The organism is Streptomyces sp. NPDC005195, assembly GCF_040608315.1.
GTDB classification, from domain to species: domain Bacteria; phylum Actinomycetota; class Actinomycetes; order Streptomycetales; family Streptomycetaceae; genus Streptomyces; species Streptomyces kaempferi.
In genome coordinates this window covers 11,684-26,620 of record NZ_JBEXHZ010000044.1, presented here as the reverse complement: position 1 = coordinate 26,620, position 14,937 = coordinate 11,684, and the positions used below count along the sequence as shown (strand labels likewise).

Below are 14,937 nucleotides of genomic sequence, written 5' to 3'. Positions count from 1 at the left end.
TCTCGTATCTCCTTGGGTGGTCTCGTGAATCAGGTACGAGGTTATACGCCCTGGCTGACAGAGCTCATGTTGAAATCGGGCACCCGCAGCGCGGGCATCGCGGCACGGGTGAACCAGTCGCTCCATTCGCGGGGCAGGGTCTTCTCCGTACGCCCGGCCTCCGTCGCCCGTCCCAGCAGGCTCACCGGCGACTCGTTGAACCGGAAGTTGTTGACCTCGCCGACGACCTCGCCGTTCTCCACGAGGTAGACACCGTCCCTGGTCAGGCCGGTCAGCAGGAGCGTGGCCGGGTCGACCTCGCGGATGTACCAGAGACAGGTCAGCAGCAGACCGCGCCCGGTGGCGGCGACCATCTCCTCCAGGGAGCGGTCCTCGCCGCCGTCCAGGATCAGGTTCCCGATCGTCGGCGCGACGGGCAGCCCGGTCAGGCCCGCGCTGTGCCGGGTGGTGGAGAGACGGGCCAGCGTGCCCTGGCTGATCCAGTCCGTCGCGGACAGCGGGAGCCCGTTGTCGAACACGGACGCGTCGTCGCCCGAGGAGTGCGTGAGCACGAAGGGCGTGGACTCCAGCCCCGGCTCGTTCGGGTCGCTGCGCAGCGTCAGCGGCAGGTCGGTGAGCTTCTCGCCGACGCGGGTGCCGCCGCCCGGCTTGCTGAAGACCGTCCGGCCCTCGGCCGCGTCCCGGGCCGCCGCCGACCACATCTGGTAGATCAGCAGGTCCGCGACGGCGGTCGGCGGCAGCAGCGTCTCGTAGCGCCCCGCCGGGAGGCCGACGCGCCGCTCGGCCCAGCCCAGCCGGACGGCCAGCTCGGCGTCGAGCGCCGCCGGATCGACGTCCTTGAAGTCACGGGTGGAGCGCCCCGCCCACGCCGAGCGCGTACGGTCCGGCGACTTGGCGTTGAGCTCCAGAGTCCCGTTCGGCTGGTCGTGCCGCAGACGCAGCCCTGTCGACGTACCGAGATAGCTGGAGACCAGCTCGTGGTTGGCGAAGCCGTACAGCTCACGGCCGCCCGCACGCGCGCGGGCGAACGACTCACCGAGCGTGGGGGCGAAGTCCGCGAAGACGGTGGAGGAGGTCTCGGCGGGCACGTCCGTGAAGTCCGGGGACTCCGGTACCCCCGTGACCAGCGGCTGGGCGTCCTCGGCGGGGCCCGCGCCGCGTGCCGCCGCCTCCGCGGCCCGCACCAGCGGCTCCAGCTCGTCCGAGGTCACCGCCGCGCGCGAGACGACCCCGGACGCCGTGCCCTCACGGCCGTCGACGGTCGCGACGACGGTGAGCGTGCGCCCCCGCGTCACCCCGTTCGTGGTCAGCGCGTTGCCCGCCCAGCGCAGGTTCGCGGTCGAGTGCTCGTCGGCGATCACCACACAGCCGTCGGCGCGGGAGAGTTCGAGGGCGCGCTCGACGACCTCGTGCGGCTTGCTGGTACGGGCGCTCATCGACCGGCCTCCTGCGTCGTGTTCAGAATGTTGACGCCCTTGAAGAGGGCGGACGGGCAGCCGTGCGAGACGGCCGCGACCTGGCCGGGCTGGGCCTTGCCGCAGTTGAAGGCGCCGCCCAGGACGTACGTCTGCGGACCGCCCACCGCGGCCATGGATCCCCAGAAGTCCGTCGTCGTCGCCTGGTACGCGACATCGCGCAGCTGACCGGCGATCCGGCCGTTCTCGATCCTGTAGAACCGCTGCCCGGTGAACTGGAAGTTGTAGCGCTGCATGTCGATCGACCAGGACCGGTCGCCGACGACGTAGATGCCGCGGTCCACACCCCCGATGAGGTCCTCGGTGGAGAGCCCCGCGGGGTCCGGCCGCAGCGACACGTTGGCCATCCGCTGCACGGGCACGTGCCCGGGGGAGTCGGCGTACGCGCATCCGTTGGAGCGCTCGAAGCCCGTCAGCCTGGCGATACGGCGGTCGAGCTGGTATCCGACGAGCGTGCCGTCCTTCACCAGGTCCCAGGACTGGCCCTCGACACCCTCGTCGTCGTACCCGATGGTGGCGAGGCCGTGCTCGGCGGTGCGGTCACCGGTGACGTTCATCCGCTCGGAGCCGTACCTCAACTTGCCGAGCTGGTCGAAGGTGGCGAAGGAGGTGCCGGCGTACGCCGCCTCGTAGCCCAGCGCGCGGTCCAGCTCGGTGGCGTGGCCGATGGACTCGTGGATGGTCAGCCACAGGTTGGAGGGGTCGACCACGAGGTCGTACAGCCCCGACTCGACGCTCGGTGCCCGCATCTTCTCGGCGAGCAGCTCGGGGATCCGCTCCAGTTCGGAGTCCCAGTCCCAGCCGGTGCCCGTCAGGTACTCCCAGCCGCGCCCGGCCGGCGGCGCGATGGTGCGCATCGAGTCGAACTCGCCGCTCGACTCGTCGACGGCGACGGCGGTCAGCTGCGGGTGCAGCCGGACGCGCTGCTGCGTGGTGACGGTCCCCGCGGTGTCGGCGTAGAACTTGTTCTCGTGCACGGTCAGCAGCGAGGCGTCGACGTGGTTGACGCCGTCGGCCGCCAGCAGCCGGGCACTCCAGTCGGAGAGCAGCCCGGCCTTCTCCTCGGCGGGCACGGAGAAGGGGTCGATGTCGTACGACGAGACCCAGGTCTTCTCGGCGTGCACCGGTTCGCCGGCCAGCTCCACGCGCTCGTCGGAACCCGCCGCCTTGATCACCTGGGCGGACAGCTTCGCCATCGCGACGGCCTGCGAGGCGACCTTCGCGGCCGCGTCCATCGTCAGATCCACGCCCGACGCGAACCCCCAGGTCCCGCCGTGCACCACCCGCACCGCGTACCCCAGGTCGGTGGTGTCCGACGATCCGGCGGGTTTGGCGTCGCGCAGCCGCCAGGACGCGCTGCGCACCCGTTCGAACCGGAAGTCCGCGTGCTCGGCGCCCAGGGCACGGGCGCGCGCCAGCGCGGCGTCGGCGAGGGCGCGCAGCGGCAGTGCCGTGAAGGCTTCGTCGATGGAATGAGGCACGGAGGTCTCCCTGCTGTCGTGGCCTGTCGGGTCCGATCATGTCGCGCGGGCGGGTCCGGCGGCCACGGCTTTGCATCGGCCGAGGCCGGATCTTTCCGTTGGTGGAAGCCGGCTTTCTGTAGGGATCCGACAGCGAGCCCCCCGCGCCACTGTCGGGGACGGATTCTCCGGGAGACGGACCGGACCGATAGGTTTTCGGGGAAGGCGCCTGTCCTGCAGGGGTTTCAGACTGCTATCGAAAGGGTGATCCGTTGAGCCGCTCGGTTCTCGTCACCGGAGGCAACCGGGGCATCGGCCTCGCCATCGCCCGCGCGTTCGCCGATGCCGGCGACAAGGTCGCGATCACATACCGCTCGGGTGAGCCGCCGGCCGCCCTCACCGCCCTGGGCTGCCTCGCCGTCAAGTGCGACATCACCGACTCCGAGCAGGTGGAGCAGGCCTACAAGGAGATCGAGGCCGAGCACGGTCCCGTCGAGATCCTGGTCGCCAACGCCGGCGTCACCAAGGACCAGCTCCTGATGCGCATGTCCGAGGAGGACTTCACCTCCGTCCTCGACACGAACATCACCGGCGCCTTCCGGGTCGTCAAGCGCGCCAACCGCGGCATGCTCCGCGCCAAGAAGGGGCGCGTCGTCCTCATCTCCTCGGTCGTGGGGCTGCTGGGCTCCGCGGGACAGTCGAACTACGCCGCCTCCAAGGCCGCCCTGGTCGGCTTCGCGCGGTCGCTCGCGCGGGAGCTCGGCTCGCGGAACATCACCTTCAACGTCGTCGCGCCCGGTTTCGTCGACACCGACATGACCAAGGTGCTCACCGACGAGCAGCGCGCGGGCATCGTCGCCCAGGTGCCGCTCGGCCGGTACGCGCGGCCCGAGGAGATCGCCGCCACGGTGCGGTTTCTCGCCTCGGACGACGCCTCGTACATCACTGGAGCCGTCATTCCGGTTGACGGCGGACTGGGAATGGGTCACTGATCACCATGAGTGGAATCCTCGAGGGCAAGCGCGTCCTGATCACCGGTGTGCTGATGGAGTCCTCCATCGCGTTCCACACCGCCAAGCTGGCCCAGGAGCAGGGCGCCGAGATCATCCTGACCGCGTTCCCGCGGCCCACGCTGACCGAGCGCATCGCCAAGAAGCTCCCCAAGCCGACCAAGGTCATCGAGCTCGACGTCACCAACGACGAGCACCTCGGGCGGCTGGCCGACATCGTCGGCGAGGAGCTGGGCGGCCTGGACGGCGTCGTGCACTCCATCGGTTTCGCCCCGCAGGACGCCCTCGGCGGCAACTTCCTCAACACGCCGTTCGAGTCGGTCGCCACCGCCATGCACGTCTCGGCGTTCTCCCTGAAGTCGCTGACCATGGCCTGCCTGCCGCTGATGCAGAACGGCGGCTCGGTCGTCGGCCTCACCTTCGACGCCTCGTTCGCGTGGCCGCAGTACGACTGGATGGGCCCGGCCAAGGCCGCCCTGGAGGCCACGAACCGCTACCTGGCCCGTGACCTGGGCAAGCAGAACGTGCGCTCCAACCTCATCTCGGCGGGCCCCATCGGTTCCATGGCCGCCAAGTCCATCCCGGGCTTCAGCGAGCTCGCCGCGGTGTGGGACTCCCGCGCGCCCCTGGAGTGGGACCTCAAGGACCCCGAGCCGGCCGGCCGCGGTGTCGTCGCCCTGCTGAGCGACTGGTTCCCGAAGACCACCGGCGAGATCATCCACGTCGACGGCGGTCTGCACGCGATCGGCGCGTAGGCGCGCGCACCGGCGTTCTCGTACGGAGCGACCGTCCTGTACGGAGGCGACCGTCCCGCACCACCTGCGAAGAGCACCGCTCCGGCACGGCCGTGACGCCCCGTTTCCCGCCTCGCGCGGGGAGCGGGGCGTCGCCCGTTCGGCCCAGTCGGCCGGGCGGCACGGGCACCCCACCACGCACGATTGGCGTACGCACCGCCCCGCAGCCGTACGGCCGAGGAGGTCCCCCTTGTGCGCCTGTCCCGCCGTTTTGCCCCGGTGTTCGCCGCCGTCACGCTGATGGTCGCGCTGCCGTACGACGCGATGCCCAGCGGGCGCGGGCGCCACGAGAGCACCGCCGTGCCCCAGCCGTTCGGCGCGGCCTGCCGCACCTCGGTCGCCGGCTCCCACGCGGTCGCGTACTGCCACAACCCCTATCCGGGGACGGACCTGGTCAGTCTGCACATCGAGTGCGACCGCTGGTGGGACATCGACACCGACAGCACCGCGGTCGAGGCGGGACCCGCGATGACGGTGCGGATGGAGGGCCGGTGCTGGAAGGAGATCCGCTCGGTGTGGGTCAGCCACCGCAAGCGGGACGCCTGAGCCACGGGCGGCACTGGAACGGGTAGTCCGCGGCCTCCGCGGCCGCCGCCTCCGTGTCACCCCCGCGGATCGCGTCGACGAGCCGCGCGTGGTCCATGTACGCCTCCGGCGTCAGCTCCTCGCCGACGTCGTCGCGCAGCCAGTCGCGCAGCACCTCGCCCAGGTCCGCGTACATCGCCGTCATGACGTCGTTGTGCGACGCGGCCACCACCGCGAGGTGGAAGGTCGCGTCGGCGGTCACGAAGGCCTCCGTGTCGCCCGACTCCCAGGCGTCCTCGCGGCGGACGAGCAGCGCGTCGAGCTGCTTGAGATCGCGCTCGGTGCGCCGCTCGGCGGCCAGCTTCGCGGCGCTCGACTCCAGCGTGGAGCGCAGCTCGGCGATGTGCCGGGGATCGGCGTCGGCGAAGCGGCGGTGCATCACGCCCGCGAGTTCGCTGGTGGCGACGACGTAGGTGCCCGAACCCTGGCGGATGTCGAGCAGGCCGTTGTGGGCGAGCGCCCGGACGGCCTCCCGGACCGTGTTGCGGGCGACGCCCAGCTGTTCGACGAGCTCGGGTTCGGTCGGGATGCGGGAGCCGACCGGCCACTCGCCGGAGGTGATCTGGTTCCGCAGCTCGGCGATGACCTGCTCGGACAGCGCCGAACGGCGGGGGTGGCTCAGCGGCATGGCGGTCCTTCGTACGGGCCCGGGTGCGGTCGTTCGCGCGGGGCCGGAGATTCCGGAGATTAACGCAGCGGGAGTGGACAGCCAATCATCCCATGATTCTATGATGACGCCATGGCCATCGAGGAATCCCGGACCACCACGTCCCCACCGATACGCGACCGCGCGGATCGGGAGCCCAGCAGCGGGACGGCATCCCCGCGAGTTCCCCCGCGCGCGTGGACGACGCGGTTGGTGATCGTGGGCATCGTCCTCGCGGCCCTCAACCTGCGTCCCGCCATCACCAGCTTCGGCGCCCTCCTCGAAGAGGTGCGCGACGGACTCGGCATGAGCGGCAGCGTCGCCGGACTGCTCACCTCCGTGCCACCGCTCTGCTTCGCCGTCTTCGGCGTCATGGCTCCGCGGCTCGCCCGCCGTTTCGGGCCCGGCGCGGTCGTCTGCGCCGGGATGGTCGCCATCACGGCGGGGCTCGCGATCCGCCCGTACACCGGGGGTGCGGCCGGCTTCCTGGCCGCCAGTGCCCTCGCGCTCATGGGCATCGCCGTCAGCAACGTGCTCATGCCGGTGATCGTCAAGCGCTGGTTCCCGGACCGGGTCGGCTCCATGACCGGCCTCTACTCGATGGCGCTCGCCCTGGGCACCTCGGCCGCGGCAGCCCTGACCGTGCCCATGACCGACGCACTGGGCGGCAGTTGGCGCTCGGGGCTCGCCGTGTGGGCGGGGCTCGCCGGGGTCGCCGTACTGCCGTGGATCGCGCTCGTCCGCACCCGGGGGGCCGCTTCCCCGGGTGGCGTGCGCCCGCCCGCCGCGGACACCGCCCCGCCCGAGCCCGACGGGCTGCGCGTCACCCGCAGCCGGACCGCCTGGGCCCTCGCCGTCTTCTTCGGACTCCAGGCCACCGCCGCCTACATCACGATGGGCTGGATGCCGCAGATCTTCCGCGACGCGGGCGTCTCGGCGGGCACCGCGGGACTGCTGCTCGCCGTCACGATGGTGATGGGCGTGCCGCTGGCCTTCGTCATCCCCCGCCTGGCCACCCGGCTGCCCCACCAGGGGCCCATCGTGGTCGCGCTCGGCGCCTGCGGACTCGCCGGATACGCGGGTCTCTACGCCGCGCCGGCCGGCGGCGCCTGGGCCTGGGCCGTGCTGCTCGGCGTCTCCAACTGCGCCTTCCCGCTCGCCCTCACCATGGTCGGCATGCGCGCCCGGACCGGAGCGGGTGTCGCCCAGCTCTCGGCCTTCGCGCAGAGCACCGGCTATCTGCTCTCGATCCCGGGACCCCTGCTCGTCGGCGTGCTCTACCAGCACAGCGGCGGCTGGGGCCTGCCGATCGCGCTCATGGCCGCGCTGATGGTCCCGCAGATCGCGGTGGGCGTCCTGGCGGGCCGCGACCGCACGGTCGAGGACGAGGCCGCCCCCGTACCCCGCCCCTGAGGACACGGGCCCGGGGTGCCGGCGGGCGGGACCCGGGTGGGACGGCGGACGCGGGTCCGGCACCGCTGGACGGGGGGACTCGGGGCGTCGGCGGCCGTACGCGGAGCCCCGGGGTACCCGTGGAGCCGGGCCGCGTGGAGCCGGGCCGCGAGGAGCCCGCGGGCGGGCCACCGGTACGGCGTGGGGGGCGGGCCCGGGTGTGTCGTGGGGACGGGTCTCCAGGCGCCCCGACCGGACCGACGGCCGCCCCCGGCCCGGCCCGGCCCGACTCGGCCCGACGGCGAGCGCGGTCGACCGGGACCCCGGGCGGTGGGGCGTGGCGGGGCGGCCGGGCGACACGCGGCGGGACGGCCGACCCCACCCGCCGGAGACCGGGCGAAGGGTGCGAGACTGGGCGAATGCCAGTGCTCGATCCGAACCCCCAGAACGGCCAGAAGAAGATGCTGGTCATCTTCGGCACGTTCCTCGCCATCACCGTGATCATCGCCGTCATCGCGACCATCGCCTCGCCGTGACCCCGCCCGCGACCCCCCGGGGACGGCGATGGTGGGGCTAGCCCCCCTGTCCCCTAGGGGGTGAGTGTCAGGGTCAAGTGGGTGGATCACCGGATGGGTTGACGTCCCCGGATTCCGTAACTTCGAAGTGTGGCCGCGAGGACGCGGAACACGGACCACGCGAAGACCCACGGAGGCGGCATGTCGGCCCGTACGCACACCCGGCCCCACCCGGTGACCCCGGGCCGCGTCGAGATCCGTCTGCCCTGGTGGGCCGTCGCCCTGCCGGCCCTCGCCTTCGCCACGCTGCTGCTCCTGCTGCTGAACCCGGCGGACGCGCATGCCGCGGCCGGCGACCCCGCGCTCACCCACCTCTTCGAGCGCCTCCAGCAGACCGTGCAGCACCAGGCCTCCTGAGCCGCCTTCACGCACGGTGCCGCACCCCTCGCACACTGTGCCGAAAGTCGGGTGTGCCCTGGTGAAGGAGCCCGTCAACTCCTTGAGCCACATGGCGTGTTTCGTGCGAAGCTGGGACTCATGAGCGTCGCAGAACCTCGCAGGATCGTCCTCTTCCGGCATGCGAAAGCCGACTGGCCACAGGTGTCCGACCATGAGCGGCCGCTCGCTGACCGGGGCCGTACGGACGCCGCCGTCGCCGGACGCAGGCTGGCCGACACCGGCATCCCCTTCGATCTGGCCCTCTGCTCCACCGCGGCCCGGACCCGTGAAACCTGGAAGCTCGCCGTCCACGAGTTCCCGCACCGGCCGAAAACGGTCTACGAGGAGCGGCTCTACGAGGCCTCGCCGGGCGAGCTGATCGCCGTCCTCAACGAGACCCCGGACGACGCGCAGGACGTGCTCCTGATCGGGCACAATCCCAGCATCCAGGGCCTCGCCGAGGTACTGGCCGGCGAGGCCGAGGGCGAGGCCCGCGCCCGGATGACCGAGCGCGGCTTCCCCACCGCCGCCTTCGCCGTGCTGTCCTTCGACGGTTCCTGGAAATCACTGGAGCCGGGCGTGACCACGCTGATCGACTACTGGGCACCGAGCGAGTAACCCCACCACGTGCGGACGGCACGGGGGCCCGGCACCGTCTCGACGGTGCCGGGCCCCCGTCATACCGGCCAGGATCCCGGCGCGCGTCCGGCGGGCGTCAGGAACGCGCGGTCAGTGGTCGCCCAGATGCATGTCCGCGGCCTCGACCTCTTCGCGGGTGACTCCCAGCAGATACAGCACGGTGTCCAGGAACGGGAAGTTCACCGCGGTGTGCGCGGCCTCCCGGACGACGGGCTTGGCGTTGAACGCGACACCGAGACCCGCCGCGTTGAGCATGTCGAGGTCGTTGGCGCCGTCGCCGATCGCCACGGTCTGGACGAGCGGCACCCCCGCCTCCGCCGCGAACCGGCGCAGCAGTCGCGCCTTGCCCGCGCGGTCCACGATCTCCCCGGTGACCCGGCCGGTCAGCTTCCCGTCGGCGATCTCCAGCGTGTTGGCCTGCGCGAAGTCGAGCCCGAGCCGCTCCTTCAGGTCGTCCGTGACCTGGGTGAATCCGCCCGACACGACACCGACTTGGAAGCCGAGGCGCTTCAGCGTACGGATCAGGGTGCGCGCGCCGGGCGTCAGCCGTACCTCCTCGCGCACCTTCTTCACCACCGAGGCGTCCAGCCCCTTCAGCAGCGCCACGCGCGCGTGCAGCGACTCCTCGAAGTCCAGCTCCCCGCGCATCGCGGCGGCCGTCACCTCGGCGACCTCGTCCTCGCACCCGGCGTGCGCGGCGAAGAGCTCGATCACCTCGTCCTGGATCAGCGTCGAGTCCACGTCCATGACGACCAGCCGCTGGGCCCGCCGGTGCAGCCCCGACGCGACCACGGCGATGTCCACCCCGAGCGCCGAGGCCTCCGTCACCAGCGTGGTGCGCAGCGCCTCGGTCTCCGCACCGGACACGGCGAACTCCACCGCCGTCACCGGGTACTTGGCGAGCCGGAAGATACGGTCGATGTTCCCGCCGGTCTTGGTGATCCGCGCGGCGATCGCGGCCGTCGACTCGGCGGTGAGCGGATGCCCGAGCACGGTGACGTGCGAACGCCCCATGCCGCGCGGCCGGTTGTCGCCGAGGCCGGAGATGATCTCCGCCTGCATCTTCATCGAGTCCGCCCAGCTGTGCACGGTGGCCCGCAGATCGCCCTCCAGACCGGAGGGCGGCTCGGTCACGAGGGCGCACAGCACGATCCGGCCACGGGTGACGACCTGCTCGATGTCGACCACGTCGACGGAGAAGGCGGCGAGGGTGTCGAAGAGTCCGGCCGTGATGCCCGGCCGGTCCTTGCCGAAGATCTTGACAAGGAGGGTGGGGATATCGGGGGTCTGCGTAGCGCTCATGGTGCTTCCACCGTATCCGGCACCCAGTGCCTTCCGCCCCCGCGGTCCGTCCAGCGGACAGGGAACTCTGGGTGTCGGAGTGGTGTCGCGCGCGTTTCCCCGAGTCGACGCCCAGCCCCGCCACGCGGTGGGCGGCGGGGCTCAGTCACGCCGCCGGGGGCCGGGCGGCGGTGGCTGCCCCTGGTCGGGCGGGGGCTGCGGGGGAGGGGGCACGCTCTGCCCCGGTGGCCGCCTGCGCGGTCCCGGCGGCTGTGGCAGCGGCCGGACGACCGTCGGCGCGCCGTACACGTCGTCGGGCGCCCGCCCGCGCTCGGGCGGCTGCCCCCCGCGCGGCTCCCGCAGCTCGTCGGGCAGCCGCAGATAGGGATTGGTGTCGGGGTTCGCGGGCCGGTACGGCGCGCTCGGCACGTACGGTCCCGACCGCGGCGGGAGACCGGCGTGGGGCGGCGGCCCCGGGGCACCGGCGTCACCCAGTGCCAGGGGCGCGGCCCGCCGTCCCGCGGCGCCGCTCGCGTACGCCAGCAGTGCGCCGGCCGCCCCCGCGCCCGCGCCCCACGCGGCGCCGAACAGCAGTGCGATGCCCAGTCGGCCGTGCAGCCGGATCCCGGCGCCGAACGCGTCGATGCCGAACACCGACAGCGAGGCGTCCACGGACACGTCCGTCAGCCACGCCAGCAGCGGCAGTGCCGGCGCCGTGACGATCCCCAGCCGAAGAGCGCAGCGACCGGCGAACCCGAGGGCGCCCACGCCTCGTACATCGGGGGCATCCGGGATCCCCCCGGAAGCGGCATCCCGTCGCCGTACAAAAGGCGTACGCGCGGCGGCGAGGACGCCCGCGAAGAGCATCAAGAGCGCGGCCGCCACCCCCAACAGCCATACCCGCCCGTCGAGTTCGGCGAGACGGCCCAGGGTCACGGGCCGGCCGGAGTCGACACTCAGCAGCCTGTCCAGGGGGTCGGGGAGCAGTTTGGCGAGTTCGCCGGTGGCCCTGCCGTCCCAGGGGACGAGGAGACCGATCGGCACACCGAGCCACACCCCGTTGGGCGCGCCGAGCAGCGCCGCGCCCGCGATCAGCTTGGGATGAGGGTCACCGATCGCCGCGTACGCCGCCGCCGCGAGCCCCGCGACGACCGCCACCAGCGCCACCGTGACCAGCGCGGACGCGGCCGGCCGCACCGTCCGGTGCACCCCCTCCCAGCCACGCGGCAGGGGAGCGCGCCGGGAGGCCAGCAGGGAGATCACCAGGACTCCGGCGGCCCAGGCGGCACCGCCGAGCAGTGTGGGCACCGTGTCCACGGTGAATCCCACCGCCGCCTTCGCGTCCACGAGGTCGTCGATCCTGCCCGGCAGCAGTCCACCGAGGTCACCGAGCCCGCCAGGCAGCTTGTCGGTGATCTTCCCGAGCCCGCCGCCGCCCGTCACCCTGTCGAGTCCGAGCTTGTTCCCGTCGAGGGTGATGACGTCGTGACCGGCCCAGGCGAGTCCGCCCAGGGTCGCCACGAACAGGACGACCACCGCGCCCGCGCGCGCCAGGAGTTCGGACGGCGCGATCACAACTCCCGCTCCGCGCAGGGAGCGCAGGAAGAAGGAGGAGAGCAGGAGCGCGCCGACCAGTCCCACACCCAGTGGCGTGATCTGGACGGCCGTGTGCGCCTCGGCGCCCTTCAGCCCGAAGGCCGACACGTTGCCGGACGGTTCGACCGCGCCGTTCGCCCCCAGCGCCACGACGGCCGCGGTCATCGGCCCGAGCGAGCCGGCCTCGTCCGCGCCCACCAGATGGAGGCCGAGCGCGGCCGTGCCCGCCATCGCGATCAACGCCCAGCTCACCGAGGCGATCGCGGCCAGCAGCACATCCCCCCACGGCACGCGCCTGCCGCGCCCCACGGTGTCGATGCTCATCGTCAGACCCCCCGATCCGCGCCGCGATCCCACCACCATGGATGTCCCCCTCGCGTGGGATTACCACTCTCCGGTCCGGTATCAACCCCGTCAACGGAAACGGGCAACCCACCCGTACCCGGTCCACGCGGGGCCCGGCTTTCGGTCAGGGGCCTGCTCCTGAAATAGTTCCCCCCGATGTTCGACATCTCTAGACTCCCTGTGATGGGGGTAACTCGGGGGACAACTCAGTGGGGCATGGAGTGCCGGAACTCGTACTGGAATTGAACGGACGGACCTGGACGCTCGATGCGGCCAGGCCATACACCCTCGGACGAGATCCGCAGGGGGACGTCGTGCTCGACGACGCCAGGGTGTCCTGGCGTCACGCCACGATCAGCTGGAGCGGCCGTAGTTGGGTCATCGAGGACCACGGCAGCACCAACGGCACGTTCGTGCAGGGGCAGCGGATCCATCAGCTGGAGATCGGGCCCGGTTCGGCCGTGCACCTCGGCAACGCGACCGACGGTCCGCGGCTGAAGCTGTCCGGCGCCGCGGCCCCGGCCGTACAGCCCGAGCAACAGCCGTACGCCGCGCAGGGCGTGGGCCCCGGCTGGGCCCAGCCGGCACCGCAGCAGCAGGGGCCCGAGCAGGGTCACCAGCCGCCGCGGCCCGCGGGGCAGGTGCCGCGGCAGCAGGGACCCGGTGGAGCCGCGGGGGCGCCACCGGTCTACGGAGACCGCAGCCCGACGACCTTCCACCAGCTGGACCTCGGCCGGGTGATGCGCATCGGCCGTGCGCTGGAGAACGAGCTGGTCGTCTCCGACCTCCAGGTCTCGCGCCACCACGCCGAGTTCCACGCGACGCCGGACGGCCGCTTCGAGATCCGCGACCTGGGCTCGCACAACGGCACGTACGTCAACGGCATGCCGATCGCCAAGGGCGGCTCGGCGCTGCTCGGCCCGAACGACATCGTGGGCGTCGGCCACTCGACGTTCCGTCTCGTCGGCGACCGTCTCGAGGAGTTCGTCGACACCGGCGAGGTGTCCTTCTCCGCCCGTCATCTGACCGTCACGGTCGACGACGGCAAGCAGATCCTCAAGGACGTCTCCTTCGGCGTGCCCGAGAAGTCGCTGATCGCGGTCATCGGCCCGTCCGGCTCCGGCAAGTCGACGCTCCTGAAGGCGCTCACGGGCTACCGCCCCGCCAACCAGGGCGACGTCCTCTACGACAACCGCAACCTGTACAAGCAGTTCGCCGAGCTGCGCCAGCGCATCGGTCTGGTCCCGCAGGACGACATCCTGCACAAGGAACTGACCGTCAAGAAGGCCCTCAAGTACGCTGCGAAGCTGCGCTTCCCCGCCGACACCACGGGCGAGGAGCGCGAGGCACGGATAAACGAGGTGCTGCGCGAGCTGAAGCTGGACATCCACAAGGAGAAGAAGGTCACCTCCCTCTCCGGTGGCCAGCGCAAGCGCGTCTCGGTGGCCCTCGAACTGCTGACCAAGCCGTCGCTGATCTTCCTGGACGAGCCGACCTCCGGCCTCGACCCGGGTATGGACCGCGACGTCATGCAGTTGCTGCGCGGTCTCGCCGACGACGGCCGTACGGTCCTGGTGGTCACGCACTCCGTGGCGGAACTGGCCATCTGCGACAAACTGCTCGTGATGGCCCCCGGCGGTTCGGTGGCGTACTTCGGGCCGCCCGAGGAGGCGCTGAACTTCTTCGGCTACGAGACCTGGGCCGACGTCTTCTCCGCCTTCGAGAACTACCGCGACTACGACTGGGCGGGCCGCTGGAAGGGCTCGCAGCACTACCAGATGTACGCCGCGGACATCGACGCGGTCGCCCCGCAGTCGGTGAACGTGCCGCCGCAGCAGGCGATGAAGCCACCGAAGCCGCAGAGCTGGGGCTCCCAGCTGACGACCCTGGTCCGCCGGTACGTCTCGGTGATCGCGTCCGACAAGGGCTTCCTGGCACTGACGGTGATCCTGCCGGCGGTGCTGGGCTCGGTGAGCCTGCTCATCGACTCGGACAAGACCCTGCTGGTCAACCCGATCATCACCAAGTCGGGCGTGCACGTCGCGAACGGCACGGCGACGACGGTGCTCCTGATCCTCGCGGTCGGCGCGTGCTTCGCGGGCGCCGCCAACTCGGTCCGTGAGCTGATCAAGGAGCGGGTGATCTACGAGCGGGAACGGGCGACGGGGCTGTCGCGTTCCGCGTACCTGATGTCCAAGGTGATCGTCCTCGGCGTGGTCACCCTGTTCCAGGGTGCTCTGGTCGGCGCGATCGGCTTCGGCAGCCGCACGGTTCCGGACGAGGGCCTGATCCTCAAGAGCCTGCCCAAGGTCGAGCTCACCCTGCCGATCATGGCGCTGGGCTTCGCGTCGATGATGTTCGGCCTGGTCATCTCCTCGCTGGTGAAGACCGCGGAGAAGACGATGCCGCTGCTGGTCATGTTCGCGATCGTCCAGGTCGTGTTCACCGGCTGCCTCTTCATCCTGAACGGCACGATCGGCGTCAACCAGTTCTCGTACCTGATGCCGGCCCGCTGGGCCGTCGCCGCGTCCGGTGCCACGCTGGACTTCAACAACATCTTCCCGAACCAGGACGATCCGACCAGCACGGACCCGCTGTGGAACCACACGGCCGGGGCCTGGGTCATCGACATGGTCGCCCTGATCGCCCTCGGCGTGCTGTGCGGGTTCTTCGTGGCCCGCTTCCTGCGCCGCCACGAGCCCGAGGTCATGCGCAAGTAGTCGCGCGGATGTGCGCGAAGGGCGGCACCCCGGTGGGGGTG

Annotated in this window: 13 protein-coding genes; 8 read left to right on the top strand and 5 right to left on the bottom strand. The window is 71.6% G+C overall.

Annotation, left to right across the window (positions count from 1 at the left end; genetic code table 11):
* Positions 1-41 precede the first annotated feature (41 nt).
* Both ABZV34_RS29835 and ABZV34_RS29830 read right to left on the bottom strand, forming a co-directional pair.
* Entirely contained in the window at positions 42-1,436 is a 1,395-nt protein-coding gene (locus ABZV34_RS29835; protein ID WP_356283286.1) for a metallopeptidase TldD-related protein, read from the bottom strand.
* Positions 1,433-2,956 carry a TldD/PmbA family protein gene (locus ABZV34_RS29830; protein ID WP_356283283.1) on the bottom strand — a complete coding sequence of 508 codons (1,524 nt, stop codon included), beginning with the start codon at positions 2,954-2,956 and terminating at the stop codon, positions 1,433-1,435. Before ABZV34_RS29830 ends, ABZV34_RS29835 begins: the two co-directional genes overlap by 4 nt.
* 251 nt (positions 2,957-3,207) lie before the next feature.
* Here ABZV34_RS29830 and fabG point away from each other — a divergent pair, with 251 nt between their 5' ends.
* The 3 genes from fabG to ABZV34_RS29815 all read left to right on the top strand — a co-directional run bounded on the left by fabG (position 3,208) and on the right by ABZV34_RS29815 (position 5,285).
* On the top strand, positions 3,208-3,927 hold the full coding sequence (gene fabG / locus ABZV34_RS29825; protein WP_356283280.1) for a 3-oxoacyl-[acyl-carrier-protein] reductase: 720 nt from the start codon (positions 3,208-3,210) through the stop codon (positions 3,925-3,927).
* Positions 3,928-3,932: 5 nt separating this feature from the next.
* Positions 3,933-4,700, top strand: coding sequence for an enoyl-ACP reductase FabI (fabI, locus tag ABZV34_RS29820; protein WP_356283278.1), 768 nt, complete (start codon positions 3,933-3,935; stop codon positions 4,698-4,700).
* A 231-nt stretch (positions 4,701-4,931) separates the two neighbouring features.
* Entirely contained in the window at positions 4,932-5,285 is a 354-nt protein-coding gene (locus ABZV34_RS29815; protein ID WP_356283353.1) for a hypothetical protein, read from the top strand.
* Here ABZV34_RS29815 and ABZV34_RS29810 read toward each other — a convergent pair.
* On the bottom strand, positions 5,260-5,952 hold the full coding sequence (locus ABZV34_RS29810; RefSeq protein WP_356283275.1) for a FadR/GntR family transcriptional regulator: 693 nt from the start codon (positions 5,950-5,952) through the stop codon (positions 5,260-5,262). The genes ABZV34_RS29815 and ABZV34_RS29810 overlap by 26 nt on opposite strands.
* Before the next feature lie 111 nt (positions 5,953-6,063).
* Here ABZV34_RS29810 and ABZV34_RS29805 point away from each other — a divergent pair, with 111 nt between their 5' ends.
* The 4 genes from ABZV34_RS29805 (at position 6,064) to ABZV34_RS29790 (ending at position 8,933) form a co-directional block, all read left to right on the top strand.
* The gene (locus ABZV34_RS29805; RefSeq protein WP_356283272.1) at positions 6,064-7,383 is read left to right on the top strand and encodes a CynX/NimT family MFS transporter; all 1,320 of its coding nucleotides are present in this window, start codon (positions 6,064-6,066) and stop codon (positions 7,381-7,383) included.
* Between the two features lie 398 nt (positions 7,384-7,781).
* Positions 7,782-7,898, top strand: a complete 117-nt coding sequence (locus tag ABZV34_RS29800) for an SGM_5486 family transporter-associated protein (RefSeq protein WP_356283269.1) — start codon at positions 7,782-7,784, stop codon at positions 7,896-7,898.
* A 180-nt stretch (positions 7,899-8,078) separates the two neighbouring features.
* Positions 8,079-8,294: a hypothetical protein gene (locus ABZV34_RS29795; RefSeq protein ID WP_356283350.1), complete on the top strand. Its 216-nt coding sequence runs from the start codon at positions 8,079-8,081 to the stop codon at positions 8,292-8,294.
* A 120-nt stretch (positions 8,295-8,414) separates the two neighbouring features.
* Complete coding sequence (locus ABZV34_RS29790) at positions 8,415-8,933, top strand: histidine phosphatase family protein (protein WP_356283266.1); 519 nt, start codon at positions 8,415-8,417, stop codon at positions 8,931-8,933.
* A 111-nt stretch (positions 8,934-9,044) separates the two neighbouring features.
* On the opposite strand, the gene serB is transcribed toward ABZV34_RS29790, so the two are convergent.
* Positions 9,045-10,256, bottom strand: coding sequence for a phosphoserine phosphatase SerB (serB, locus tag ABZV34_RS29785; protein WP_356283264.1), 1,212 nt, complete (start codon positions 10,254-10,256; stop codon positions 9,045-9,047).
* 141 nt (positions 10,257-10,397) lie between these two features.
* On the bottom strand, positions 10,398-12,155 hold the full coding sequence (locus ABZV34_RS29780; RefSeq protein ID WP_356283261.1) for a streptophobe family protein: 1,758 nt from the start codon (positions 12,153-12,155) through the stop codon (positions 10,398-10,400).
* Between the two features lie 242 nt (positions 12,156-12,397).
* Between ABZV34_RS29780 and ABZV34_RS29775 the strand changes: the two genes are divergently transcribed.
* The gene (locus ABZV34_RS29775) at positions 12,398-14,896 is read left to right on the top strand and encodes an FHA domain-containing protein (RefSeq protein WP_356283259.1); all 2,499 of its coding nucleotides are present in this window, start codon (positions 12,398-12,400) and stop codon (positions 14,894-14,896) included.
* The last annotated feature ends 41 nt before the right edge of the window (positions 14,897-14,937 follow it).

Excerpts from the sequence above, each read along its gene's own strand:
- ABZV34_RS29805 (WP_356283272.1), top strand. The coding sequence starts at position 6,064 with ATGGCCATCGAGGAATCCCGGACCACCACGTCCCCACCGATACGCGAC.
- ABZV34_RS29800 (WP_356283269.1), top strand. The coding sequence starts at position 7,782 with ATGCCAGTGCTCGATCCGAACCCCCAGAACGGCCAGAAGAAGATGCTG.
- ABZV34_RS29790 (WP_356283266.1), top strand. The coding sequence starts at position 8,415 with ATGAGCGTCGCAGAACCTCGCAGGATCGTCCTCTTCCGGCATGCGAAA.
- ABZV34_RS29835 (WP_356283286.1), bottom strand. The coding sequence starts at position 1,436 with ATGAGCGCCCGTACCAGCAAGCCGCACGAGGTCGTCGAGCGCGCCCTC.
- ABZV34_RS29810 (WP_356283275.1), bottom strand. The coding sequence starts at position 5,952 with ATGCCGCTGAGCCACCCCCGCCGTTCGGCGCTGTCCGAGCAGGTCATC.
- ABZV34_RS29795 (WP_356283350.1), top strand. The coding sequence starts at position 8,079 with ATGTCGGCCCGTACGCACACCCGGCCCCACCCGGTGACCCCGGGCCGC.
- ABZV34_RS29780 (WP_356283261.1), bottom strand. The coding sequence starts at position 12,155 with ATGAGCATCGACACCGTGGGGCGCGGCAGGCGCGTGCCGTGGGGGGAT.
- fabI (WP_356283278.1), top strand. The coding sequence starts at position 3,933 with ATGAGTGGAATCCTCGAGGGCAAGCGCGTCCTGATCACCGGTGTGCTG.
- serB (WP_356283264.1), bottom strand. The coding sequence starts at position 10,256 with ATGAGCGCTACGCAGACCCCCGATATCCCCACCCTCCTTGTCAAGATC.